Source organism: Nocardiopsis sp. NPDC055551 (assembly GCF_053619415.1).
In genome coordinates this window covers 1-25,672 of the sequence record NZ_JBSHJJ010000006.1, presented here as the reverse complement: position 1 = coordinate 25,672, position 25,672 = coordinate 1, and the positions used below count along the sequence as shown (strand labels likewise).

General features: G+C 70.5%; 17 protein-coding genes and 1 tRNA gene. 9 read left to right on the top strand and 9 right to left on the bottom strand.

Going from position 1 to position 25,672, the window contains the following annotated elements:
- Positions 1–46: 46 nt before the first annotated feature.
- Positions 47–1,267, bottom strand: coding sequence for a glycosyltransferase (locus ACWGSK_RS12285; protein WP_452455843.1), 1,221 nt, complete (start codon positions 1,265–1,267; stop codon positions 47–49).
- A 52-nt stretch (positions 1,268–1,319) separates the two neighbouring features.
- Entirely contained in the window at positions 1,320–2,213 is an 894-nt protein-coding gene (locus ACWGSK_RS12280) for a DMT family transporter (RefSeq protein ID WP_452455842.1), read from the bottom strand.
- A 445-nt stretch (positions 2,214–2,658) separates the two neighbouring features.
- Here ACWGSK_RS12280 and ACWGSK_RS12275 point away from each other — a divergent pair, with 445 nt between their 5' ends.
- Entirely contained in the window at positions 2,659–4,257 is a 1,599-nt protein-coding gene (locus tag ACWGSK_RS12275) for a beta-N-acetylhexosaminidase (RefSeq protein ID WP_358508904.1), read from the top strand.
- Between the two features lie 309 nt (positions 4,258–4,566).
- On the opposite strand, the gene ACWGSK_RS12270 is transcribed toward ACWGSK_RS12275, so the two are convergent.
- Positions 4,567–5,820: an alanine racemase gene (locus ACWGSK_RS12270; protein WP_358508902.1), complete on the bottom strand. Its 1,254-nt coding sequence runs from the start codon at positions 5,818–5,820 to the stop codon at positions 4,567–4,569.
- Between the two features lie 104 nt (positions 5,821–5,924).
- Complete coding sequence (locus ACWGSK_RS12265) at positions 5,925–6,890, bottom strand: glycerophosphodiester phosphodiesterase (RefSeq protein WP_358508900.1); 966 nt, start codon at positions 6,888–6,890, stop codon at positions 5,925–5,927.
- A 300-nt stretch (positions 6,891–7,190) separates the two neighbouring features.
- On the opposite strand from ACWGSK_RS12265, the gene ACWGSK_RS12260 reads away from it, so the two are divergent.
- Together ACWGSK_RS12260 and ACWGSK_RS12255 are read left to right on the top strand one after the other, a co-directional pair.
- Entirely contained in the window at positions 7,191–8,627 is a 1,437-nt protein-coding gene (locus tag ACWGSK_RS12260; protein ID WP_452455841.1) for a hypothetical protein, read from the top strand.
- A 508-nt stretch (positions 8,628–9,135) separates the two neighbouring features.
- Positions 9,136–10,962 carry a gamma-glutamyltransferase family protein gene (locus ACWGSK_RS12255; protein ID WP_452455840.1) on the top strand — a complete coding sequence of 609 codons (1,827 nt, stop codon included), beginning with the start codon at positions 9,136–9,138 and terminating at the stop codon, positions 10,960–10,962.
- Positions 10,963–11,482: 520 nt separating this feature from the next.
- Here the strand turns inward: ACWGSK_RS12255 and ACWGSK_RS12250 are convergent.
- The 5 genes from ACWGSK_RS12250 to ACWGSK_RS12230 all read right to left on the bottom strand — a co-directional run bounded on the left by ACWGSK_RS12250 (position 11,483) and on the right by ACWGSK_RS12230 (position 17,124).
- Positions 11,483–12,706, bottom strand: coding sequence for a C40 family peptidase (locus ACWGSK_RS12250; protein WP_358508894.1), 1,224 nt, complete (start codon positions 12,704–12,706; stop codon positions 11,483–11,485).
- Between the two features lie 193 nt (positions 12,707–12,899).
- The gene (locus tag ACWGSK_RS12245) at positions 12,900–14,591 is read right to left on the bottom strand and encodes a bifunctional 3'-5' exonuclease/DNA polymerase (protein ID WP_358508893.1); all 1,692 of its coding nucleotides are present in this window, start codon (positions 14,589–14,591) and stop codon (positions 12,900–12,902) included.
- Positions 14,592–14,688: 97 nt separating this feature from the next.
- On the bottom strand, positions 14,689–15,606 hold the full coding sequence (locus tag ACWGSK_RS12240; protein WP_358508891.1) for a 2-hydroxyacid dehydrogenase: 918 nt from the start codon (positions 15,604–15,606) through the stop codon (positions 14,689–14,691).
- A gap of 66 nt (positions 15,607–15,672) precedes the next feature.
- Complete coding sequence (locus tag ACWGSK_RS12235; RefSeq protein ID WP_452455839.1) at positions 15,673–16,488, bottom strand: TrmH family RNA methyltransferase; 816 nt, start codon at positions 16,486–16,488, stop codon at positions 15,673–15,675.
- Between the two features lie 18 nt (positions 16,489–16,506).
- Positions 16,507–17,124, bottom strand: a complete 618-nt coding sequence (locus tag ACWGSK_RS12230) for a hypothetical protein (protein WP_358507446.1) — start codon at positions 17,122–17,124, stop codon at positions 16,507–16,509.
- Positions 17,125–17,555: 431 nt separating this feature from the next.
- On the opposite strand from ACWGSK_RS12230, the gene ACWGSK_RS12225 reads away from it, so the two are divergent.
- From ACWGSK_RS12225 to ACWGSK_RS12200, 6 genes are all read left to right on the top strand, one after another.
- Positions 17,556–19,289: a substrate-binding domain-containing protein gene (locus tag ACWGSK_RS12225; protein WP_452455838.1), complete on the top strand. Its 1,734-nt coding sequence runs from the start codon at positions 17,556–17,558 to the stop codon at positions 19,287–19,289.
- A gap of 387 nt (positions 19,290–19,676) precedes the next feature.
- Complete coding sequence (locus ACWGSK_RS12220) at positions 19,677–21,443, top strand: substrate-binding and VWA domain-containing protein (protein ID WP_358507442.1); 1,767 nt, start codon at positions 19,677–19,679, stop codon at positions 21,441–21,443.
- Positions 21,444–21,825: 382 nt separating this feature from the next.
- The gene (locus tag ACWGSK_RS12215) at positions 21,826–22,497 is read left to right on the top strand and encodes a hypothetical protein (RefSeq protein WP_452455837.1); all 672 of its coding nucleotides are present in this window, start codon (positions 21,826–21,828) and stop codon (positions 22,495–22,497) included.
- Positions 22,498–22,595: 98 nt separating this feature from the next.
- On the top strand, positions 22,596–24,503 hold the full coding sequence (locus ACWGSK_RS12210; RefSeq protein WP_452455836.1) for a DUF2510 domain-containing protein: 1,908 nt from the start codon (positions 22,596–22,598) through the stop codon (positions 24,501–24,503).
- Positions 24,504–24,609: 106 nt separating this feature from the next.
- The gene (gene orn / locus ACWGSK_RS12205; protein WP_358507436.1) at positions 24,610–25,260 is read left to right on the top strand and encodes an oligoribonuclease; all 651 of its coding nucleotides are present in this window, start codon (positions 24,610–24,612) and stop codon (positions 25,258–25,260) included.
- Positions 25,261–25,327: 67 nt separating this feature from the next.
- Positions 25,328–25,403, top strand: a tRNA-His gene (locus ACWGSK_RS12200).
- The last annotated feature ends 269 nt before the right edge of the window (positions 25,404–25,672 follow it).

Here is a 25,672-nt window from a genome sequence, read left to right as displayed (position 1 = left end):
CGCTTATGTCGCTTTTGCTGGCCGATGTTCTCCGGGCACCGGTCGTTCAGGCGACCAGGGAACGCTCCCCCGGTAGGACGGCCGCCCCCCATTCTCGGAGTCTCCGGTACACCTGCTCGAACCGCTCCAGCGACCGGTGGTGGTCGTGTTCCAGGGCGACCTCACGGCTCGCCTCCCCCAGCTTCTCCCGGTCCGGACCGAGCACCGCGAGCAGCCGTTCGGCCAGCACCGCGTCGTCCCCCGGCGGGAACAGGTACCCGTTGTGCCCCTCCGACACCAGGTGCGGCAGGGCCATCGCGTCGGCCGCCACCACCGGCAGCCCCGTCGCCATCGCCTCCAACGTCGCGATGCTCTGCAGCTCGGCCACGCCCGCGATCGCGAAGGCGTCACCCGCCGCGTACACCGACGGCAGGTCCTCGTCCGGTACGAACCCCAGGAAGAACACGCGGTCGGCCACGCCGAGGCGGGCCGCCAGTTCCCTCAGCTCGCCCTCACGCTGCCCGGTCCCGGCCAGCGCCAACTGCACGTCCCGCTCCGGCACGATCCTGGCCAGGGCCCGGATCGTCTCGTCGATCCGCTTCTCCTCGTCCAGACGCCCCACGAACACCACCGTGGCACGGTCGGGCAACCCGAACCGGGCACGCGGCCCGGACCGATCCGAGCACGGGTGGAAACGTTCCAGGTCGATCCCGCAGGAGATCGCCTCGATGTCGCGGGCGAACCCCTTCTCCCGCAGCAACGCCGCCGCGCGCGGGGTCGGCGTGGTCACGTGGTCGGCCTCCATCGCCACCCGCACCATGTCCCGCCAGGCGGCGGCGCCGGCGGCCCGCCGCATCGACCGCGGCACCCGGGCGTGCGCGTACAGGTTGTCCGGCATGAAGTGGTTGGTGAGCACCACCGGCACGGCCACCGAACGTGCCCGCCGCAGCGTCGAACGGCTCAGCGTGAAATGACTCTGGATGTGGACGACGTCGGGGTCCAGGCGCCGCAGGATCCGGGATATGTGTCCTCCCATCCCCAGTGGCAGGGCCGCCCGCATGTCCGATTGGAAGGGGATCGGGACCGACCTGAGTCTGTGTTCGGTGACCCTTCCGTTCACCGTCACGTACGGCTCGCCCTCCGCCGAGGGGCACACCACGTGCACGCGATGCCCCCGCTCGGCCAGCCCCTCCGCCAGGCGATGGGTGAAGTACCCGGCGCCGTTGACGTCCGGCGGGTAGGTGTCCGACGCGATGAGCACGTTCAGTGGACTCTCGGGGTGGAACATGGTGGGAACTCCTTCGTTCGACGTGGCGGTGCTCGCGGCGGTCGCCGATGCCTCAGTGGGAGCGGCCGTGGGCGGTGGTGGTCGTGGGAGCGTTGGGAACGGCCTCCGGGTTTCGGTGGCGGGAACGGGCCAGGATCACCGTGCCCAGGACCGCCAGGACGGCGAAGAGCGCGGCCGCGGTGGCCGTCAGCGGGGTGTCGGGCACACCCTCTCCCAGGAGGAGGACGCCGATGCCCACCCCGACCACCGGGTCGGCGATAAGCAGGGTGGCGTAGGCGGCGGCGAAGTGACCGGTGCGGTAGGCGTTCTGCAACAGCAGGGCTCCGAACACCGCGGTGACGATGGCCAACACCGTCAGCCAACCGAACAGGTGGATCGGGTCGGCCATGGTGTTGGCGGACACCACCCGGGCCAACCCGGAGGTGGTGCCCAGCGCCGCCCCGCCGGCCAGGGCGAGCGCGAGCGCGCGTGCGTTGCTGGGCATCCACTGGGCGGTGACGTACACGATGGTGCCCGAGCCGATGACGATCCCGGACAGCCACAGCGCGGTCCCGGTCGACATCACGGGGCTCTGAGCACCGTGCGGGAACAACCACAGGACACCGACCAGACCCACCATGACGGCGGCCCCGGCCAGGATCTGCGAGAGGGGCACCCGTTGTCGGTTGAACAACGCCGACAGCACGATGGCGAACAACAGGCCCGTCACACCGATGGGCTGGATGATGGTCAGGGGCGCCCCACTGAGGGCGACCAGGTGCAGCGTCGCGCCCAACACGGCCGCACCGCTGCCCAGTAGCCAACGGGGCTGGCGCAGCAGATGCAGGAGGAAACCCGCTCGGGCGACCCTCCCTCCAGGGGCCCGAACGGCGTCGCGCTCCTGCATCGCCGAACCGAACGCCAGGCTGAAGGCCCCCGCCACCGCGATCAACACGGACCAGAGCATCAGCGGCTCCGGCCCGGTCGGTGCGCGACGTCATCGTGCGCCCCTGGTGTCATCGGCGGCATCCCCGTCTCCTCCGGCACTGTGTCCTCCATCCGTTCCCACTCCGGGAACCGGATACGTTCACGACGGTACGGACCGGGTCGTGGCAAGGCGATAAGGACGACCCCCGTCTTGGAGGTGGTACAGGCCCTCCCTCCCCATAGGTGCGCCCCCCACCTTCCGTAGACCGCGGGCCTTGTCGTTCCGGCGATGCGTTCATCGGCCCCCTCGTCCCTACGTCTGCCGCAATCGCCCGTGCCCTAAGAGTCCGCACGGGTCAAAAGTCGGTATGGGGATCCGTCACCGCATCATTTATGGGACCTTTCGGCGCCGAACCCTTGGGGCACGGCGAGGATTCGTGACAGGATGTCCGATAGTGGTCTAGACCGGATAGGAGCAGTGCCTCGTGCCTGACAACCCCCGCAACTCCCCCGTCTCCCTCCTCCCCCGCCCCGTCGAGGTCACCACCGACGGACCGGAGGGCCTGGTACTCGACACCGACACCCACATCTCCGCGGACCAGGCCGCCGGCCCGACCTTGACCTGGCTGCGGCGTGAACTCGGCACCGCGACCGGGCTTCCCCTGTCCGTCGGTCACGAGCAGGACGCGCGGATCCGACTGAGCGTGGACCCCACCGCCGGGCTGGGCGAGGAGGGCTACCGCTTGATCGTGGACGCCGCGGGCGCCATCGTCGTCGGCCACGACCCCGCCGGTGTCTTCTACGGGGCGCAGACCCTGCGCCAACTCCTGCCCGTCGACGCCTACCGCGACGCGCCCGTGGGCGAGGCCACCGGCAGGTGGAGGCTGCCCTGCGTGCGCGTCACCGACTCCCCCCGCTTCCGCTGGCGCGGGGCCATGCTCGACATCGCCCGACACTTCGTGCCCAAACGCGAGATCCTCCGGTTCGTCGACCTCCTCGCGATGCACAAACTCAACGTGCTGCACCTGCACCTGACCGACGACCAGGGCTGGCGGGTCGAGATCCGCCGCTACCCGAAGCTGACCGAGAAGGGTTCCTGGCGCACCGAGAGCCAGGTCGGCATGACCAAGCCGCCGGTGTTCGACGGGCGCCCGCACGGTGGTTTCCTCACCCAGGACGACATCCGCGAGATCGTCGCCTACGCCGCCGCGCGACACATCACGGTGGTCCCGGAGATCGACGTGCCCGGCCACTCCCAGGCCGCCATCCACGCCTACCCCGAGCTGGGCGAGGTCGGCGAGATCCCGGTGGGGACCCGATGGGGCATCTTCGACGAGGTGCTGGCCGTCACCGACCACGTGATCGAGTTCTACGAGAACGTCTTCGACGAGCTCATCGAACTGTTCCCGAGCCCCTACATCCACGTGGGCGGGGACGAGTGCCCCAAGACCCAGTGGAAGAACAGCGAGTCCGCCCAACAGCGCATCCGCGAGGAGGGGCTGGCCGACGAGGACGAGTTGCAGAGCTGGTTCATCCGGCGACTCGACGCCCACCTCACCAAGCGCGGCCGTCGTCTGCTGGGCTGGGACGAGATCCTCGAAGGAGGACTGGCGCCGGGCGCGACCGTGCTCTCCTGGCGGGGCGAGGAGGGCGGGATCGACGCCGCCCGCTCCGGACACGACGTCATCATGGCCCCCACCGCCACCTCCTACCTGGACTACAAGCAGTCCGAGAGCCCGGACGAGCCGGTGCCGGTGGGCACCCTGCTGCGGGTGGAGGACGTGTACGCCGGCGACCCCGTGCCGGCCGACCTCACCGAGAAGGAGGCCGAGCACGTCCTGGGCGCCCAGGTGAACCTGTGGACCGAGCACATCGACACGCCCCGGCGTCTGGACTACATGGTCTTCCCCCGCCTGTCGGCGTTCGCCGAGAAGGTGTGGTCGACCAACGAGCGCGACTACGCCGAGTTCGAGCCGCGGCTGCTGCATCACCTCGGCCGCTTGGACGCTGCGGGCGTGGAGTACCGCCCGATGGACGGCCCCCGCCCCTGGCACGGCCGCCCCGGCGTCCAGGGCTGGGGCTGAAGGATCCTTGGGCTCTCGCGCCATCGTCGGCGCGAGAGCCTCATCCCGGCTCACCGGACGCTGCTTCCCAAGCCACCGATCCTCCGTCCGGCGCCGCCGCGCCACGGGGAGGAGCGGAGGCCCCTAGGGCGTGTTCCGCGGATCATTCCGGGCTCGCGACCACCAGGCTGCCTCTCGCTGCGCCGACTTCGCTCGGACAGCCAAACCCGGGCTGACCTTCGCTCCTCGTCTTGCGAGAGATTGCCTGGAGGCCGCTCGCGTCGATCGGCGCAAGCGCCGAACCAACCGAAAGCATCCACGGAACACGCCCTAGAAGTAGGTGGCGGTCGCGTCGACCACCCGGTCGTCGTCATCGACCACCGGGATCACCTGCCACCGGTCGAAGGCCGTGCAGGGGTGGGAGATACCGAAGGAGAACAGGTCGCCCGGGCGCACCCCCAACCCGCTCGGAACCCTCAGGTAGGCGTGGTGATCGTTGAGGTCGAACACCTCCACCCCCTCGGCCGGGACCTCGGTGCCATCGGCGCGGCGCAGCACCCGAGGGATCGGGAACCCCTGGTCGTGATTGGCCTCCCGGCGGCCCATGCCGGCGATCGCCAGCCCCTCTTCCGGGGTCGAGGTGACCTGCGCCCACAGTTCGAGGGCGCCCGAGAGGCTCTCGGGCCCCTCGGGAAGTCGGTTGTAGGGCGTGGTGCGCAGGTACAGGCCGTCGTCGTGGGCGACGTAGGCGCCGCTACGCAGGATCGGTAGGACGTCCTCGCGCCCGCCCAGCGTTTCCGCGACCAGGTCGAACCAGGCGCTGCCGCCCACCGAGAGCACCGGGCGCGTCGGGCCGTGTGCGTCGGCCAGCGCGGCGGCGTCACCGAGGAGGTCGTCGAGGAAACCTCGTACGCCCGCGGCGTCGCCCAGTGGCCCCTCGTAACCGGCGATTCCGGCCACGTCCAGACCCGGGGCGCTCGCCACCTCGCGGGCGACGGCCAGTACCTCCTCTCGGGTCCGGCAACCGGTACGACCGCCCGGGACACCACGCTCGATCAACACCTGGAGCGGTCGTGCCCCCTCGCGCGGCGTGGCGTGGGGAGCGACGGCCTGGGAGGCGACGGCGACGCCCTCCGGTGAATCGACGTAGAGGAGGAACTCGAAGTCGGGGTCGGAGTCGAGTTCGGCGGCCACCCAGCGCAACGCCTTCGGGTCGAGCAGTTCGTTGGCGAGCAGGATCCGGCGGACCCCGAACCGGCGGAAGTCCAGTACCTGGTTCGCGGTGGCCGCGGTGATCCCCCAAGCGCCCGCGTCGAGCTGGCGCCGGGTGATCAGGGGTGACATGGCGGTCTTGCCGTGCGGGGCGAACAGCAACCCGCGATCGCGGGTGAAGTCGGCGAGCGCGGCGACGTTGCGGTCCAGGGCCGAGGCGCGCAACACCATCAGCGGCCAGGTGAACGGGCCGTCGAAGAGATGGTCCTTGCGGGCGACGAACTCGTCGAGGGTGACGGGTTCCCCCGGCCACCACAGGCCCTTGGTGCGCCAGTCGACGTACTCGGTGGGGATGGTCGGCCGTTCACTCACGTGGTCTCCGCTCCGTGGCCGGGCCCGGTGTCGGACGGCGAGCACCGTCCGACACCGGCGGGTTCGTCACCGATCATCCCATCGGCGAACCTTCCCAGGAAGGTTCAGGACGCGAGCTCCACGGACTCTTCGGAGTCTTGGGGCCCCTCGTCGACGGCCAGGTCGGCGCGGCCCTGCAGGAACTCCGCGATGGCCCGCTGCCCGGTCTCGGGGAAGTCGGTGATGAAACCGTCCACACCCATCTCCAGGACGCGCCGCATCCCGTCGGCCTCGTTGATCGTGTACGGCATGATCTCCAACCCGGCGTCCTGGACGGCCGCGACGTAGTCGGCGTCGATGGAGTTGTGGTTGGGGTTGATCATCTGCGCCCAGTCGTAGTCGGCGATTCGATCCTTGGGGACCTGTCCGAGCAGGCCGTGCGGCACGGACGGCAGCAGGCTCTTGGAGTGTTCGGTGGACTCCCAGTCGAAGCTCTGGACGACGAGTCGGTGGGGTTCGCCGGGCGCGTTGGGCACCAGCCAGTGCGGGCCGCGCGCCAGTTCGACGGAGATCTGGTGCTCGATTCCCGGGTACAGGGAGGGTTCCTTGACCTCCAGGAGCAGGTTCATCCCGTGCTCTTGGAGTCGGTCGAGGGCCTCGCGCAGGGTCGGGACGGGTTCACCGGCGAACTCCTCGTCGAAGGAGGAACCGGCGTCGAGGCGCTCGATCTCCTCCAGGGTGAAGTCGCCGACGTCGTAGGGCGCCCGGTCGGGGAACACCTCGGTGACGTCGGTGGTGCGCTCCAACGTGGTGTCGTGCATGAGCACGATCTCCTCGTCCGAGGTGAGCTGGACGTCGATCTCCACGGTCTCCGCGCCGAGCCGGTGCCCCTCGTCGATGGCGGCGAGGGTGTTCTCCGGCGCGGTGCCGGCGGCTCCTCGGTGGGAGACGGCGATGAGCGGGCGCGTCGGCGCCGTCTGCTGTGGTGGGGTGGCCGTGCCCTGCTGGACGCGCTGTACTTCGATCGGCTCGTGATCGCTTCCCACGAGCGCGGACGGGGCCGCGAGCGCCGGGCTCGCGAGGACGGACATCGAGAACGTGACTGCTCCGACAACGAAACCGATGCGCTGATGCACCGGGCCTCCCATGTACGCGTGGATTGGCCGACTGCCCACTCAGAGTGAGCGCGCTTGGTGACCGGTCGGTGACCGTACGCGGAGCAGTCGGTGATCCGCGGCCCATTTTCTGGTGGACTGCACCAGCGGACCGACGAATCTCGCTCTATGTATGCATTTGGCTACTTCATGTCTGATTTTTGACCACGAATACTCTCGATAACTACCGAGAGTCCTGAAATCATCACACGTAGTAGTCGACGGGAAGGAACTCCCATGCGCAAGCACCACACGAGGTGGGTCGCGCTGTTCAGTGCCGCCGCCATCTCCACGTCGGGTCTGGTGGGCCTCGCCGGCCCGGCCGCGGCGGACGACAAGGAAACCGAGGCGCTCAGCTGGCCCGTGGTCAGTCAAGGGGTCTCCTCCTACAGCCTCGACGGACACCGGATCGCCTACCTGCCGCCGGGCCTGGACCGGTACGGGATCAACGCCGCCTCCACGACCGACCGCCAGGGCAACAGCCGCTCGCAGCTCTCATGGGTCCGGGGACCCGACCAGCTCTACGGCCGGGTCTCGGTGCTGCGCTCAGAGGATCTCCAGGAACTGGACGATCTCAGGGGCAGTCGGTACAGCCACCTCGCGGATTCGAGCCTGGAGGAGCTCCCCGAGAGCGAGGGGTTCGAGCACGGCGCCTACCTGTCCGAGGAGACCGGCGACCTGTTCTGGCTGGCGAGCCCTGGTGTCGCGGTCACCACGCACCTCCAGCCCGACCGTTGGGAGAGCGACGAGCTGATCCGGATGGCCGAGTCGGTCTCCGCGGTGGCTGACCCGGAGGCGGTGGAGGAAGAGGCCGAGGAGGTTCCCCAGGACGAGGCCCCTGAGGATGAGGCGCCCACGGACGAGACCCCGAAGGACGAGGTCCCTGAGGACGAAGCCCCCGCGGACGAAGCTCCCGCGGACGAGACCCCGGTAGAGGAAGCTCCCGAGGACGAGGCGCCGGAAGAGGACACCCCCGAGGAGGACGCTCCGGAGGAAGAGGCCCCCGCGGAAGACGTGACCCCGCAGACACCCGAGAACGAGGCGCCCGAGGAGGACGCCACCGACGAGGAGCCCACCCAGGAAGAGGGCGCCGAGGAGGAAGGGGCCACCGAAGCGGCCCCGGTCGACCAGGTCTCCGACGAGGCCCCGGTCGAGGACGCGGAAGAGACCCAGGAGGCCGACCAGCCCGCGGCCCCCACCTCCCGTGAGGTCAAGACCTGCCTGGTCGAGCACTTCGTGGACTTCGAGTCCGCCTCCACCGAGCTGGACCAAGAGCAGATGGCCCCGGGCAGTCAGGAGTTCGTCGAGCAGGCCGTGAGCGGGGGCGACCTCGACGACGCCGAACTCGACCGTCTCCTGGCCACCGTCTGGTACTACGGCGACGAGGACGACAAGGTCGCCTCGACCGACGCCTGCGCCGAGAGCCTCGGCCTGGAGCGCGACGAGGTCGAGGACGGCCTCTCCGAGGTCTCGGATCTGATCGGCGAGCTGGTCGAGGAGGCCAACAAGGCCATGGCCGGCGCGATCGACGAGGCCGAGAAGGCCTCCTCCGACGCACCCGAGGCGGCCGAGGCCGACGCCGCCTCCGTCGACGTCGAGGACCCGGTCGACGCCGAGGAGTGGGAAGAGCTGTGGAACTCCCTGCCCTGGAGCATCCCCGCCGAGAACTCCTGACGGAGCGCGCCCCTTGAGCGGGGCGGCGCGCGGCGAGCGGAGCTTAGGCTCCCCGCCACGGATACGACCCGGGGCCGGTGCCCGCATCCACCGGCCCCGGGTTCTTTTTCGGCCCGCACATATCACGAACGATCTCGGAGCGAAATCCGGGCGACCCTTTTCCGCCCCTCGCGACCCCACCGCGCCGGCTCACACCCCCTCGGCCCCGTGCGTGCACCCCCGGAACTCGACCCGGAATCCATCCCCCGACACCGTGCGTATCGCACCGGACACCCTGGGACCACCTTCCTCGTCGCCTTTCGGGAGAGAGGGGAAGGAAACCCGGAACTGAGGCCATTGGGCCCGAATCACCTGAACCCCCGACATTCGCGGCCTGCCATGCTGTACCGTCACCCACGTTCGACGACGTCTCCACCCGATGGCACGACCCCCGTCGCGGTGTGACCCCCGCCGTGCCCCATCCCGGCCCGGCCCCACCCCGCCTTCCCATCCGCAGGAGGACGAACGCATGCCCGGATTCACCACACGACCTCAGCTGCGCGGCGACTTCGGCATGGTCGCCTCCACGCACTGGCTGGCCAGCGCCGCCGGCATGTCCGTCCTCGAACGCGGGGGCAACGCCTTCGACGCGGCGGTGGCCACCGGCTTCACCCTGCAGGTCGTCGAGCCCCACCTGAACGGCCCGGGCGGCGAGGTCCCGGTGATCTTCCAGGCCGTGGGCAGCGCGCCGCGGGTGCTGTGCGGCCAAGGCGTCTCCCCCGCCGCCACGAGCATCGAGGCGTTCGCCGGAATGGATCGCATCCCCGGCAGCGGTGTCCTGGCCGCCACCGTCCCCGGGGCCTTCGACGCCTGGATGCTGCTGCTGCGCGACCACGGCACGATGTCGGTCCGCCAGGTCCTCGAACACGCCGTCGGCCTGGCCGAACGCGGCTACCCCGTCCTGCCGCGCATCGCGTCCGTGATCGAGAACCTGAGGCCGGTCTTCGCCGAGCACTGGGCGGGTTCGGCCGGCGTGTACCTGCCGCACGGCGTCGCCCCCGCCGCCGGTTCCCGGCTGCGCAACCCGGCTCTGGCCGCCACCTATCGGCGGATCGTCGAGGACGCCGAGCGGGGAGGCGGTGACCGCGAGGCGCAGATCGAGACGGCCCGCCGTTCCTGGGCCCAGGGGTTCGTCGCCGAGGCCGTGGGCGCCTTCTTGGCCGCTCCCGTCCCCAACGGCCGCGGAGAGCCCGAGCAGGGACTGCTGACCGCCGCCGACATGGCCGACTGGAGCGCCCACTACGAGGACACCTCCACCGTCACCCACGGCGCCCACACGGTGCACAAGACCGGACCCTGGGGCCAGGGACCCGCCATGTTGCAGCAGCTCCGGCTGGCCGAGGCGCTCGGTGTGGACGCCGACCTGCGCCGGGACGGGGTCTTCGGCGCGGACGCCGGTGTCGACGCCGACTTCGTGCACCGGGTCACCGAGATCGCCAAGCTCGCCTTCGCCGACCGCGAGGCCTGGTACGGCGATCCCGACCACACCGACGTGCCCCTCAAGGAGCTCCTGAGCCCGGCCTACGCCGCCGAACGCGCCCGAATCGTCGACGACGCACGTGTCGCCATGGACCTGCGCCCCGGCTCACCCGGTGGTCGTTCCCCCTTCGTCCCACCGCTGTTCCTGGCCGACGACACCCCCGGCGACCGCACCACCGGGGAGCCGACCGTACGCGACACCCCCGGAATCGCCCCCTCCGACCAGCGCGGGGACACCTGCCACCTCGACGTGGTGGACGCCGACGGGAACATGGTCTCGGCGACGCCGAGCGGTGGCTGGCTGAGCAGCTCCCCCGTCATCCCCGACCTCGGCTTCCCCCTGGGCACCCGCGCGCAGATGTTCTGGCTCGACCCGGCCTCGCCCAACGCGGCGGCCCCGCGCAGGCGCCCCCGCACCACCCTGTCGCCCACCCTGGTCACCAGGGACGACGGGCAGGCGGTGCTGGCCATCGGCACGCCCGGCGGCGACCAGCAGGACCAGTGGACGACCACCGCACTGATGCGGATCCTCAACGGGGCCACCGACCTGCAGGAGGCCCTGGACACCCCGATGTTCCACACCAACGCCTTCCCCAGCTCCTTCCACCCGAGGGAGACGCTGTCCGGCGACCTGGTGGTCGAGCCGGGTGTGGGCGAGGAGACCATCGCGGAGCTGCGTCGACGCGGCCACACGGTGCGGGTCGTGGAGCCGTGGTCGCTGGGTCGGCTCGCGGCCGTGGCCCGCGACCCGGAGACCGGTGAACTGCGCGCCGCCGCCGACGCCCGAGGGGGCCAGGGGTACGCCGCCGGGCGTTGATCGCCTGGTCGGAGGTGGTCGGGGCGGCTCCGCCCCGACCCGGAGATCACCCCCGACATCCAAGGCAGACGAAAGCGTACGGAATTCGCACACGATTGAACGGGATGGGACTTAGGGCACCGTTGCACCACCATGCATGCCTTGATCCAACCTCTTGCCAAATCGACCGGTCGCTGCTTATCTAGACCTTGTGCGGGGTGCGCTCCCGGACGATACGGTCGAGTGCGCCGCGACAACTCCATACCACCCGACAGGGTCGGTTTCGCTGTCTCCCCCTCCCTCAGCGACGGCCCTGTTCCCCCTCCAGACCGAGATCTGCCTTCCCCTCCCGGCGGTTCTTCGGACTCGGAGAGCGATGGGCCGTGGTGTCACCGATTCGGTGACACCACGGCCCATCGTCATTCTCGCGGTCGGTGCGGCGATCGGTGCGGTCGGATCGGTTTCGGACAGCGAAGACCCGGCCGGGCTCGGGGCCCGACCGGGTCGGCGTTCGCTCTTCCCGTCACCCAAGGGTGAGGGCTCAGGCGTGGACTCGCACCGCGCCCGCGTAGTTGTTGGTCCGGACCGGCGTGACGTGCACGTTCAGGCCGGTGCGCGGAGCCTCCAACATCTGTCCGTCGCCCAGGTAGATGGCCACGTGCGAGATGTAGTCGGGAGCGGTCGGGTCCGAACGCCAGAACAGCAGGTCTCCGCGTTCGAGGTCGTCCCACTCCACCTTGCTGCCGGCGTTCCACTGGTCGTGGGTGACCCGGGGGATCGACACCCCCGCCTCCTGGAAGGCCCACTGGAGCAGACCGGAGCAGTCGAAGCCGACGTCGGGGGTGGTGCCGCCCCAGACGTAGGGAACACCCAACTGCGTCTCGGCGTTGGCGATGACCTGTTCGACGACCGTGGTCGGCACGGCCTCGCCATCGTCGAGGGGTTCGGGGACGTCGGCGATCAGCTGGAGCTGGGCGTCCTCGCCGAGGGCCTCCTCCAGGGCCTCGTGCAACTCCCACAGGTCGGCGTCGGCCGCCGAGATCACCAGGGCGTTGCCCTCGGGCATGCCGAGTTCTCGGGCCTGGTCGCGGGAGACGAGGGCGTCGATCCCGGCGATGCCGGAGGTGGCGTGCGTCCACACCTCCATGGGGACCTCGCCGTTGCCGCCGGCGACGGTGACCTCGCCACCGACCTCTAGTTCGCGTTCCTTGCCCACGTCGTTGGACAGGGCGATGTGGCCCTCCGCGACGCCCTGCCAGATCTCGTCGGACTCGGCGGAGGGTTCGGGGGCGTGGTTGCGGAAGGTGGAGGGCTGCACGCCCATCACCGACGTGGCCTCGCCGTCGACCTCCACGCGCGCGGCGTCGACGGTCAGGACGTGGTCGACGCCGTCGATGCCGCGGATCTCGTCGACGACCTCGGAGGGCAGCGTCCGGGGGGCGACGGCGATGTACTCGACCGAGCGCGCTTCACGGAAGGGCGCGACGTAGGTGTCGCGGCGGAGTTCGTCGACGTCCGCGATGTCGGGGGAGGCCGCCGCCGTGGTGTCGTCGCCGCGCGAACCGTCCTGTTGGGCCTGGGACCGGGGTCGGGCCCCGCTGGGTTCCGCGTCGGTGGGGGGTGCCACGTCGTGGGCCGACTGGTCGGCGAGGGAGGGGCGTTCCTCGACCACGGGTTCGGCCATCGCGGGGGTCGCCCCGAAGGCGGTGAAGGCGACCGCGAAAGCGGCCGTTGTTCCCGCACATGTTCTGAGCCGTTTCCGCACGGGGGGTCATCACCCTTTCTGTGACCGCGGCGGGCGGGGGTGACCGCTGCGGCGCACGGCCTTTGGTTGCGTGTACCGATCCAAGAATGGGCGCCCAGGGGTTTGTTTGCAAGAAGTCCACGCCGTCCGATATCGGACGGCTACCTTTCCGCCGAATGACCGTTTCCTGAACGAGTGCCGCCTTCGCTCCTGGTCAGGGATGGTCGTACCGATCCGTCACGGACAGGTCGAACGGGAAACGGACCGGGGAATCACCGAAGAGGATTTCCCGGGTGCGGGTCTCGGCTCTGCGGACGGCTCGGACGGTCTCTTCGGCCAGGTCATCGGGCACGTGCAAGACCACTTCGTCGTGCACGAAGAAGACGATCCCGCCGCCCTCCGGCATGTTCGGAAGATGGTCTCGTAGTTCCTGGCGCAGGGCCGCCAACAGGACCAACGCCCATTCGGCGGCGGTGGCCTGCACGACGAAGTTGCGGGTGAAGCGGCCGTGGGCGCGTCTTCGACCATCGCCGTCCGGCGCGGCGACCGTGGCCGCCCAGCCGCGCGGTGGCGGGGAGGTGCGCCCCAGCCAGGAACGGACGATGCCTCCGCCCTCCCCGGTGCGCGCCGCGGCGTCGACGTGGTCCAGGGCCCGGGGATAGAGGCGGCGCATCGTGGCGAGCAGGGGCGCGGCGTCTCCGGACGTCTGCCCGTACATGGCGGCGAGCAGGCCGATCTTGGCGCGTTCTCGGTCCCCGCCCACCTGGTCGGCCAGGCTCGCGTACAGGTCCTCCTCGGCCGCGGCCGCCGCGAGGGCGTCGTCGTGGGAGAGCGCGGCCAGGACACGTGGTTCGAGTTGGCCCGCGTCGGCGCGCACCAGCACCCAGCCGGGATCGGAACGCACCGCGCCACGGACCGCCTTGGGGATCTGCAGTGCGCCGCCGCCCCTGGTGGCCCACCGACCGGAGACGACCCCGCCGATCACGTAGTCGGGTTGGAAACGACCCAGCCGCGGGCCCTCTCCCCCCGTCTTGAGTTCCCTGACCCAGGTCTCCAGCCAGGTCCACCCGTTGGCCGAATACAGCCGGGCGAGTTCCTTGTACCGCAGCAGCAGGGGGACCACGGGGTGGTCGACGCGTTCCAGCACCCAGGAACGGGTGGACTCGACCGGATGTCCGATCCACGCCATGGCCCGCATGACCTGGGCCGGGGAATCGGGGTTGACGTCGTGTCCGACCACCTCGCCGATCCGTTCGGCCAGGTCGGCCAGGACGCGCGGGCGCCCTCCGCCGGTCGGCCGGGGGCCGAGGAGCTCGGTGAGGATTCGGTCGTGTTCGTCGGGGCGCCAGGGCAGTCCGTCGTGGCTCATCTCCACCGCGGCCAGGGCCCCGGCCGACTCCACCGCCACCAGCAGGGAGAAGCGATCGGGGGCGAGCAGCTCACCGATGCGTTCGCCCTGGTCACGGTGGACCTCCACGAGGGCGTCGAGCCGGTCGGTGCCCGGTGGCAGGGTGGACCGGTCCGCCTCGAACAGGGCGGGTTGGGCGGCGGCGCCCTCCCCCAGTGGCCGGACGGGGTCGTCGGGCACCGGAAGGTCGCGCAGTCGCGCCCAGGCGGCCCCGAGCGAGTGGGGTTCGTAGTGGCGGGCGGCGTGGCCCAGCAGCAGCGCCTCGGTGTGTTCGACGTCGTGGCAGCGGCGCACCCGCACCCCGGCCCGGACCAGTTCGGGGTAGACGTCCTCGGTGCGGGCCCAGACCCAGCGCGGGGGTTCGGTGGAACCCGTCTCGATCTCCCGGATCTCGGCGACGAGGTCGGCCACGCGTCGGGCGGGCCCGACCGGTGAGGAGCCGTCGAGCTCCCTCAACCGGCCGCCGCCCTCCCCGTCTGCGACCACCGCGATCCGCATACCCACATCCTTCCCCGCAGGTATGACAATCGGACGAATCCACGCGTGTTCGTTCGTGGCCGTTTCCGGAGAGGGCGGGGCCCGGTGCGGTTTTGCGCTAACGGCCGGGGCGGACGACGTTGGCCAGGGGCTCCCCCGCGGCCCATCGGGCCAGTTGGGAGTCCATGAACGCGCGTGCCCGCGGATAGAACGCGGTCGAGCCACCGGCCACGTGCGGGGTGAAGTACACGCCGGGCGCCTCCCAGAGCGGGTGGTCGACGGGCAGCGGTTCGGGGTCGGTCACGTCCAGGGCGGCGCGCACCCGGCCGTTCTGGGCGAGCAGGGCGTCGGTGTCGAGTACCGCGCCGCGGCCCACGTTGACCACGAGCGCGTCGTCACGCAGCAGGGCGAACTCACGGGTGCCGAACAGGCCCCGGGTGGCCTCGCTGAGCGGGGTGACCAGCACGACGATGTCGACTCCCGGCAGGAGCGCGGGCAGTTCCTCGACGCAGTGGACGTCCTCCTCCGGGCGAGGGCGGCTCGCCACCCGCACCACCTCGGTCTCGAACGGCAGCAGCCGCCGTTCGATGGCCTTACCGATGCTGCCGTAGCCGACGATCATCACCCGGGAGTCCGCCAGTGACCGCTGGGGCGCGGGAGCCCACCGGTGTTCGCGCTGGTCGATGGCCCAACGAGGTAGTTCGCGTTGGGCGGCGAGGATGAGCGCGAGCGCGTGTTCGGCGGTGGCGGCGTCGTGCAGCCCCCGCCCGTTGCACAGGGTGACGTGGTCGGGAATCAGTCCCAGTACCTGGTCGTAGCCGGCGGAGACCAGTTGCAGGACGCGCAGCCGCGGCATCCGATCGATGATCTCCAGCCGTTCGTCCACTCCCTGGGTGGAGGGGGCGTAGGGCACCTGGTAGAAGGTGACCTCCTTCGTTTCCGCCGGTGCCGGTCCTCCCGCGTAGAGATCGACGTGGAGCCCGTCGGGCGCGTTGTCCCGGTTCTGCTCCCACTGCACCAGTGCTCGGCCGCCCATGTCGTGCGTCCTCCCTGCCGTGGCCGTCCGTGTCAGGCGCCACCCTAGCGCCGCGTCGGCCGAGGCTCACCGGGGACGTCCGAGCTCGTAACAGGCGATGGCGGCGGCCGCGGTGACGTTGAGGGAGTCGACGTCGCGGTCGGTCATCGGGATGTGCACGCGTGAGGTGGCCCGCTCCAACCAGCGCGAGGACAACCCGTCGCCCTCGGTCCCCAACAACAACCCCACCTTGGCGTCGGGCGCGAGGCGGTCCATCGCCTCCCCCATCGGCACGGACCCCTCCCCCGGGGTGAGCGCCATGAGGTCGAACCCTGACTCGCGCAGGGTGTCCAACCCGCCGTACCAGTCGTCCATGCGGGTGTGGGGCAGGGTGAAGACCGCGCCCATGGAGACCTTTACCGAACGTCGGTACAGCGGGTCCGCGCAGCGGGGCGCGAGGACGACCGCGTCCACCCCCAGCCCGGCGGCGCTGCGGAAGATCGCGCCGACGTTGGTGTGGTCGACCAGGTCCTCCAACACCACGATGGCGCGCGCCTGGGCGAGCACCTCGCCCAGCTCCGGCAGGGGCTTGCGGTGGTAGGCGGCCAGGGCGCCGCGGTGCAGGTCGAATCCGACGAGGCGTTCAGCGGTCTCCTCGCTGACGACGTACAGCGGCGCCTCGGTGGTGGCCACGACGTCGTCGAGGGCCCGGGCCCGCCGTTCGGTCAGCAGGAAGCTGCGCGGCGTGTACCCGGCGGTGGCGGCGCGGCGGATCACCTTGTCGCCCTCGGCCATGAACAGGCCGTGCTCGGCCTCCAGGTGACGGCGCAGGTTGACGTCGCGCAGACGGGTGTAGTCGGCCAGGCGCGGGTCGGTGGGGTCACTGACCCTGATGACATCCATGGTCACCGATTATCGCGCCTACTGCTCGGTCTCGAACCGTTCGGTGAGGGGAATCAGGCGCTGCCAGCGGGCCTCCTCGCAGGAGCCGCGGCGGGTCAGGGAGGTGTCGATCTCGCGCCCCTCCCAAACGCCCTCGATACCGGCCTGCTGGGGGCCGTAGACCTTGTCGGTGCACACGGTGCCGTCGCTGATCTCGGCGAACAGCGGGTGGCCCACGGGCTTCTCGGAGCCCTCGGACCCGGAGTCCTCTTCCTCGGCCTCCTCGGCGGGGGGCTCGGTGATGGTGGGGTCCTCGGCCATTCCGGCGGCGACCTCGGCCATCGCGGTGCAGGCCGCCGGGTCCTTGTCCAGGTCCCCGGTGCACTCCAGCGTCTGTACCCAGGCGTGGTGTCGGTCGGTGACCTGCACCCGCAACGTTCCGATCGGGCCGGAGAGCACGGGCTCCTCGGGGTCCGGCTCGATGACGCTGCTCAGCACCTCGGGGCTGGTCGCGTTGGTGGCCTCCACGTCCTGGGGCGGCAGCATCGATGGGCCCACGAACACGGCGTAGGTCACCGCACCGGTGCAGCAGGCACCGGCGAGGATCATGGAGCCGAGGTTGCCTCGGTTCCGTCGGTCACTGTGCGAATGGGACATGCCAAAACCCTCGGGGGTCGAATGGTCGCGGGGGCGTCCACGCGGGCCGGGCCCCGTCTTGGTGGGGCTTGCGCCGATCGGACGTCAAGTATCGGTCAAGCGAATACCGGGGGCCAATGGTAGCGGGGAGTCGGAAGTACATCTTGAGGAGCGCCGTAACGAAGCGGTCAAGGAGCACCTTGACCCGGTACCGATGTGAGCGGCACCACCCCCACCCTTCCACTCTCGCATTACCTGCCAGTAAGGTCCGGGGGAGGAATCGTTCGTTTCGCGGCCTACGGTCGTCCTCGCACATATTAGGACGCAGCCCGCGCGAGAACGGTTCACCCCACGAACCTTCCGCGGGTGCCGGGAACCGCACCCGGCGACCGCCACACGAGCCGGCCCCGGCGACCGGGCGCCGGACGACCAGTCCCACCCCCGGAGTGCCCGTGTCCACTGGACGCCATCGACTTCCCTCCCCGGCCGTCACCACCTCGCGCAAGGCGGTGCGGTCGCCGATGGGGATCACCGCGATCGTCGTCGCCCTCATCGCCGTCGCGGCCATCGCCGTCCCCGTCGGCATGAACGTCCTCGGTTGCGGCGACACCCGTTACCTGCGGGTGTCCACGACCCAGAGCGTCGCTCCCGTGCTGCGCGAGGCCGCCACGGAGTTCAACTCCGACGAACCCCGCTACGGCGACGTGTGCGTGTACGCGCAGGTCGACGAGATCGCCCCGCACCGGATCATGGACGCGCTGTCCGGCAACCAGCTGGGCGAATCGAGCATCACCCCGCACGTGTGGATCCCCGAATCCTCGGCCTGGGTGGAACTGGCCCGGGTGTCGGCGGGCGGCGCGCACGGCATCGAGACCGACCCGCCCTCGCTGGCCAGCTCCCCCGTGGTGCTGGCCGCCCCACCGGACACCGAGGGCATGCCCGACCAGGACGAGGCCGACTGGACCATGCTGTTGCCCGGGGAACGCGACCCCGACCGGCCCGTGGTGATGGTCGACCCCAACCGCGGCGCCGACGGCATGACGGTGATGCACGCGATCCGTGAACACCTGGGCACCGGCGACGACGCCGACACCGCCATGACCGACTTCGTCCGCGAGGTCCAGATGGACTCGGCCTTCGGTGAGTTGGACCTGACCACCGTGTTCACCGGTTCGACCGCCTCACAGGACCGGCAGGACCCGGTCATCGCGGTGCCCGAACAGGCGGTGGTCTCCTACAACCTGCGCCGCGCCGACTCCGCGCCCGAGTTGCGGGCGCACTATGTCGAGGACGGCACCGTCGGCCTGGACTACCCCTACGTGACCGTCACCGAGGAATCCGCGCTGCGGTCGGCCGCCGCCGACCTCTACCAGGTGGTCGGCACCGACGCCTACCGCGGTCAACTGCGCGAGCTGGGTTTCCGCGACCCGAACGGTGAGGCGTCCTCGGTGCTGGCCGCCCAGCCCGGCATCGAGGCGGCGGCCCCGCCCACGCACGAGGAGCTGACCGGCGACGCCCTGCTGGCCTCGGTCACCGACTGGAACCGGCTCTCGATGCCCAGCCGCACGTTGGTGCTGGCCGACGCGTCCCAGAACATGTCCGAGGACCTCAACGGCGGCCCCGCGCGGATCGAGGTCGCCAAGCAGGCCGCGCTCCTGGGCCTGTCGCTGTTCCCGGACGAGACCGACATGGGCCTGTGGCTGATGTCCGACCGATACGGCGAGAGCGGTCGTGAGGAGGCCGCGGAGATGCACCCCTTGGGCCAGGCCGACGACGGGGACGTGACGCGCCGCCAGGAGATGAGCGCGGTCGCCGAGGACCTGGAGACACAGGGCGGCGACTCGCGCCTGTACGACAACATCCTGGCCGCCTACGACGAGGTTCAGGACGGCTTCCACGAGGACAAGATCAACAGCGTCATCCTGCTGACCGCCGGTCAGGACGAGGGTTCCAGCGAGATCTCCCACGACGAACTGGTGGCCGCCCTACAGGACCGCTTCGACCCGGAGCGTCCGGTCACGATGTTCATCATCGGCTTCGGCGACCAGGCCGAGGAGCAGGAGCTGGCGCAGATCGCGCGGGCCACGAGTGGTTCGTCGTTCGTCACCGAGGACCCGGCGGAGATCGGCGACTTCTTCCTCAGCTCGATCTCGCGCCGCCTGTGCGTGCCCAACTGCGACAACTGATCGGCCGACCCGGTGGTCGGCGGATCGGGTACCCGGCAAGTCGAACGGCCACACCGACACCGGTGGTCTCGATTGAATATCGGAATCGCGTTTCGGTCGGACCGGTTCCCGAGCGACCTCGGGGAACCGGCCCGATCGGATTCCCCAAGGTGACTGCCGATATGCCCCGGTTTCCCACCACCGGACCACGACCCGTCTCCCCTGTCGGGGAGCCGGCCCCCATTCACTCGGTCTGAGGCTTTGAGTACGGTTCCCACCAGTAACACTCATAAGTTCGCCTCGCCCCGAGCCGAACCGGTAAGTACGGATTGACCCGTACCCCCTATCCCCGTACCCGATCATCCCCCTGTACGAGATCCGTCCGTACACCACCCCGTGAGGAAAGCTGTGGGACGTCACCGCGGAAAATACGCAGAAGAACCCTCCGGCCGAAGCAGACGCCGTCGTGGCCGTGGCGGGGCGTTCGTCGCTCTGGCCGCCGCGATGGTGATCGTCGTCGGTCTCGCCGTCGCGGGCGTGTACATGTTCGGCAAGCAGGGCGGCTGCGGCGGTTCCGACATCGAACTGGACATCGCGGTCAGCCCCGAACTGGGCCCCGCCCTGACCGACGTCGCGAGCGACTTCAACGCCGAGGACCACAACGTCGACGGCAACTGCGTGCGCGCCGAGGTGCGCCAGGTCGACTCGGCCAACGTCGCCTACGGCATCACCGGTTCCGGCGCGACCATGGGCGACACCGACTCCGACGTGTGGATCCCCGACTCCTCGCTGTGGAGCCGTCTGGTGCAGAGCCAGGCCGGCGACGCCGTCATCACCGAGACCGGCACCTCCGTCGCCCGCACCCCGCTGGTCCTGGCCGAGCTCGCCCGGTTCGCGGAGGCCGACGAAGAGCCCACCACCTGGTCCGACGTGGTCCCCACCGCCGCCCCCGGTGAGGACAGCGGTCGCACCGTCCGCGTGGTCGACCCGGTCCGCAGCTCCAGCGGCCTCGGCACCCTGTACCTGTTGCAGGGGGCGCTGGAGGAGTCCAGCTCCGACGCGGACACCTTCAACGCGCACATGACCGCGGCCCTGCAGTCCCTGCACCAGGGCGCCTCCGCCGACGAGGACGCCGCGTTCCTCGCGCTGAGCGGCGGCACGGAAAGCTCCCCGCCCGTCATGGTGATGTCGGAGCAGGCGGTGTGGCGCTACAACGCCGCCCACGGCGACAACCCGGCCCAGCCCGGCTACCTGGACGACGGCACCTACTTCCTCGACTTCCCGTACATCGTGCGCAGCGAGGACAGCGACATCACCCGCGCCGCCGAGGTGTTCCGCACCGCGGTGCGCTCCGATGAGGCCCAGCAGCGGCTGCTCGACGAGGGGTTCCGTGGCGCCGAGGGCCGATCCGACCCCTCGGTGCTGTCCACCGACGCCGGGTTCGCCGAGGGGGAGCCGACCGAGCTGGCCGCCCCGTCGGACGGTTCCATCACCGACCTGACCCGGTCCTGGACCCAGATGAAGATGGACTCGCGGGTCCTGACCATCGTGGACGTCTCCGGTTCGATGCTGGCCGAGGTGCCCGGGACCGGGCTGACCCGTATGCAGGTGACCGCCGCGGCCTCCGGCGAGGGTCTGCAGATGTTCACCGAGACCTCCGAGCTGGGTCTGTGGGAGTTCTCCACCAACGTCAACGACGACCTCCACTACCAGGAGCTCGCCCCCGTCCGGGAACTGCAGGCCACCGACGACAACGGCAACACGCACCGCGACGTGATCGGCTCGTCCCTGCAGAACCTGCAACCGCTCCCGCAGGGCGACACGGCGCTGTACGAGACCTACCTGGCCGCCTACCAGGAGATGTCCACCAACTACCAGCCGGACAGCACCAACGTCATCCTGATGCTCACCGACGGGGACAACGACAACCCCGGCGGCATGGAACTGGAGGAACTGCTGGAGCAGATCAACGAGCTGTCCAGCCCCTCCCGGCCGATCCCGATCATCACGATCGCCTTCGGCCCGGACGTTCAGCACCTGGAGCCGCTGCAGCAGATCGCCGCGGCCACCGGTGGCGCCGCGTACATGACCGAGGACCCGACGGAGATCGGTGAGATCTTCCTGCAGGCGTTCTCGCTGCGGATCGCCGAGGAGGGCGAGGAAGAAGCGGAGTGACCCGGGCGCCTCGGGGCGCGAACGGGGTCCGGGGCCGGGCCGTGGTGGAGACCACGGCCCGGCCCCTTCGTCTTGCCCGGTGGTGGACCCGACGCGGAGCCGACGTGAGCCCGGTCGTTGCGGTCCGACCACAACCGTTCCGGACCGTCCCTTACCGGGCCTTCCAGTACTCCATAGCGCTTCCGGGGTTCTCCACGGACGTCTGTGTCCCGCGGGTTCGGTGCGCGGAACGGAAGGTGACATGAACCTAACCGGACGCCGAAGGGCTATGGACTTCTCACCCACGGTGGCGTACCACGGATAGACCTGGATCCGGGCCGCCCTAAGCCCTCTCTCCCCGGTTCCCCAGGCACGACGAGCAGTACGACCGAATGGGAGTGCCATGGCGAAGGCGTGGATGCCCGGTGCCGAGAGGATCGACGGCGGGACCGCCCACACGGTGAAGGGGGCCGGGGCCCCACGAGCGGTCTGGACGGTCACCGGCAGCGATCCGCACGTGTGGTCGGCGGCCGAGGAGGCACGGCGACTGCTCCACGAGGGCCGGACCACGCACCTGGTGTGGAACCCGGTGAGCGGGGAGGTCGTCCAGCTGCTCGCCGCCACCCGCCGCGCGGGGATGGCGCTGGGCGGCACCGCGATCTTCGGTCGCCACCTGGACCACGGCGACGAGGGGCGCGTGTGCCTCGTGGTGGCCGTGGTGGGCACGAAGGAGCGGCCCTTCACCGACGGCCCCATGACGGGCCTGTCCACGCTCTTGGGGTGGCTGGACTCCTGGGGTGTGTCCCGGACCTGGCCGGCCGGACCTCCCGGACGCAGGGGCGTCGGGGGCGGGGCCACGGTCGAGGCCGCGGTGCGGTGCTGGTCCCGGGGCGGCCACTTCGGCCACGACCAGGTACCGGGTTCGGTCGCTTCCGCCCCCGGGCCCGTCTCCGTGGGGCTGTTGCTCTCCGGTGGTGGTTCCGGGGCTTCCGGCGGGCAGGGGGTGCCCCTGTTCCCGAAGGGCTCCGGGATGCCTCGCTCGCACCAGGAGCCACAACTCCCGGTGATCACCTAGGTACTTTCCGCGAGGCTTCGGCCCCCGATTCCTTGCCTTCTCGGAGAAACGGATACCACTGGTTAAGTACGGCTCCAAAACCCCTTAGTCTGTCGCCCATGGGTGGATCTATCGAGCCGGGTTGGTACGCGGACCCGCAGGGTGACGCACAGACACTCAGATGGTGGAACGGCGAGGGGTGGACGCGGCATACCCGTTCACTGAGTGAGCTCCAGAGCGGCGCCGGTGGCTCCGACGAGGAACCCGCCACCACCTACCTGGGCGGACAGGACGGGGGCACCGCCCCCACGGATGACGAAGAGGAAGGCACGGTCCGGCTGGGTTCACCGGCACCGTCGCCCGCTCCGATCGAAGACGAACCGAGCACCATGCGGATCGACCCCTCATGGGCTCGGCAGGCCTCCCCCACACCCGGTCCCCCCGCCGGGTCCGACGACGAGCAGGGAACCGTCCGGATCGACCCGTCCTGGCAGGAGCCGGCCGCCACCCCCACGCCGCCCCCGCCCGTCGGTGACGAACCGAGCACCATGCGGATCGACCCGTCCTGGAGTCGGGACGAGGACGACGAGGCCACCGCGGACCTCGGTGGCGCCGCCCAGGACTTCAGAGACCACGCACCGGTCGACGCCCCGGGCGGCGACGCCGGCGCGACCATCCGGGTCAACCCTTCCGACCTGCCCCGAACCGGCGAGGACGGGCTTCCCACCGCGGACCTGACCGGCGACGAGACACCAACGGCCGACCTCGGTGACGATGCCGGCGCCGGCCAGGCACCGCGCACCGCCGTGTTCGACCCCGACGAGATCGGCACCGGCGGGGCCGGTGACGTTCCCCGCACGGCCGTCTTCAACCCGGACGTGGTCGGCGAGGCGCCGCGCACCGCGGTGTTCGACCCCGGAGCCGGGGCACCGGCCCCCGGCGGTACCGCCGTCTTCGACCCCAACGACCCGATGTTCTCCGGCGGTGTCGAACAGGGCTCCGGCGAATCCGAGGACGGCAAGGGCGGCAAGTTCAACAAGTTCTTCGGCAACCTCAAGGAAGGCTGGGCCGACCTTTCCGAGGAGCGCAAGGAACAGCGCCGCCACGCCGAGGAAGAGGCCGCCAAGAAGCGCGAGGAAGAGCGGGTTCGCAAGGAGGCCGAGGCCCAGAAGCAGGCCGAGGAAGCTCGGCAGCGGGCCGAGGAGGAGCGTAAGCGCGCAGAGGAGGCCGCCAAGAACGCTCCCCCCGTTCCCCCCGGCACGCCCGGTATCCCCGGCGCCCCTGGTGAGGCCGAAACCCCCGGCGCCCCCGGAGCTCCCGGCACCCCGGCCCCGCCCGCGGGCGCGTCCGCGGCGGGCGCTCCACCCGCAGAGTGGACCCCGCAGAACCCGGGCCGGCCCCGACCCGGCGCCGAGCAGCCGCCCTCGGGACCCCAGCCGGGACACGCCCCCGCCGCCCCACCGCCCGGCGTCTTCCCCGGTCATCAACCGCCGCCCGGCGCCCAACAGGCCCCCTCGGGTGCTCAGCAGGCCCCCCACCGCCCCCCGTCCGGACCCAACAACCCCCCGCCGGGCTTCCCGCCTCCGGGATACCCGCCCCCGGGGCAGCCGCCTCACCAGCAGTACGCCCAGCCGCCCCAGCGTTTCGGCCCGCCTCCGGGGCAGCCCCCGATGCCGCCGCACGGCCATCCCCCACAGGGTTACGGTCCGCCTCCGGGACAGCCCCCCATGGGCGGCGCCCCCGGTGGTCCGGGGCGGCCTCCCGGCCCCGGTGGTCCTCCCCCGGGTGGTCCGCAGTGGGGTCACAACCCCCCGCCCGGCTCGCACGGCAACCCGTACGGTCGACCACCGCAGCAGAAAAGGAAGAAGAAGGGTGGCTGTGGGTGCGGCTGCTTCTTCCTCGCGCTGATCATCCTGGTCGTCCTCGCCCTGGGCTACCTGCAGTTCTGGGACGTGTGGGACTGGATGTACGCCATCTTCGACCTCGGTAACCCTCCGGGGATGTCCGACCCGTTCGTCTGGGACTGACCGGAGCGAACGGCTCCGGGTGAAACGCGCGCGGGGTGTCGGGTCACAGGACCCGGCACCCCGCCCGTCGTCCGATTCACGGCCCGAAACCCCTAAGCTGACCGGTATGAACGACAGCTTGGTGTGGATCGACTGCGAGATGACCGGCCTCGACTTCGAGAACGACGCGTTGATCGAGGTGGCCTGTCTCATCACCGACAGCGAACTCAACATCCTCGACGAGGGTGTCGACATCGTCATCAAACCCCCGCAGTCGACGTTGGACCGGATGGGCGACTTCGTCCGGAACATGCACACCACCTCGGGCCTGCTGGAGGAGCTCGACAAGGGCGTGACCCTGCAGGAGGCCGAGGACCGCGTCCTGGAGCACATCCGCCGGTACGTGTCCGAGCCGGGCAAGGCGCCCCTGTGCGGGAACTCCATCGCCACCGACCGCACCTTCCTGGCCCGCGACATGAAGCGCATCGACGAGTTCCTGCACTACCGGATGGTCGACGTCTCCTCCATCAAGGAGCTACTGCGCCGCTGGTACCCGCGCGTGTACTACGCGAGCCCGGAGAAGAACGGCGGCCACCGGGCGCTCGCCGACATCACCGAGAGCATCAGAGAGCTGCGCTACTTCCGCGCCGCCGCCTTCGTCGCCGATCCCGGCCCGGACTCCGCCACCGCCCGCGCCATCGCCGCCGAGACCGTCGAGGGCGGTACGGGCTTCAAGGCGCGTGACGCGGCTCTCGCCCGGCCCTCCTCGGAAAAGTGATCGAAGCACTCCCCGGAGTCCGCTAGGATGACATACGTACGCAGGGCCGAGAGGCCCGGCGGACATGGTGGGTGTAGCTCAGTCGGTAGAGCACTTGGTTGTGGTCCAAGAAGTCGCGGGTTCAAGTCCCGTCACTCACCCCAGAGGCTCAAGCCCCTGACCAGCGGAAACGCAAAGTGGTCAGGGGCTTTTGCGTTGCCGGGGGTGCACCAGAGGGTGCACCGGGCCGCGATCCCGGGTCGGTGAGTGCGCTCCACCCATCCCGTCACTCACCGATACGGCGGGGGGTGCACGGCCGGGCCCCCCCCCCCCCCGGCCCCCCCCCCCCCCCCCCAAACCCCCCCCCAAACGGCCATGGCGCCACCCGCGGGCCCCCCACCCCGTGGCATATAAACAAAACCCAGCCCCCCCG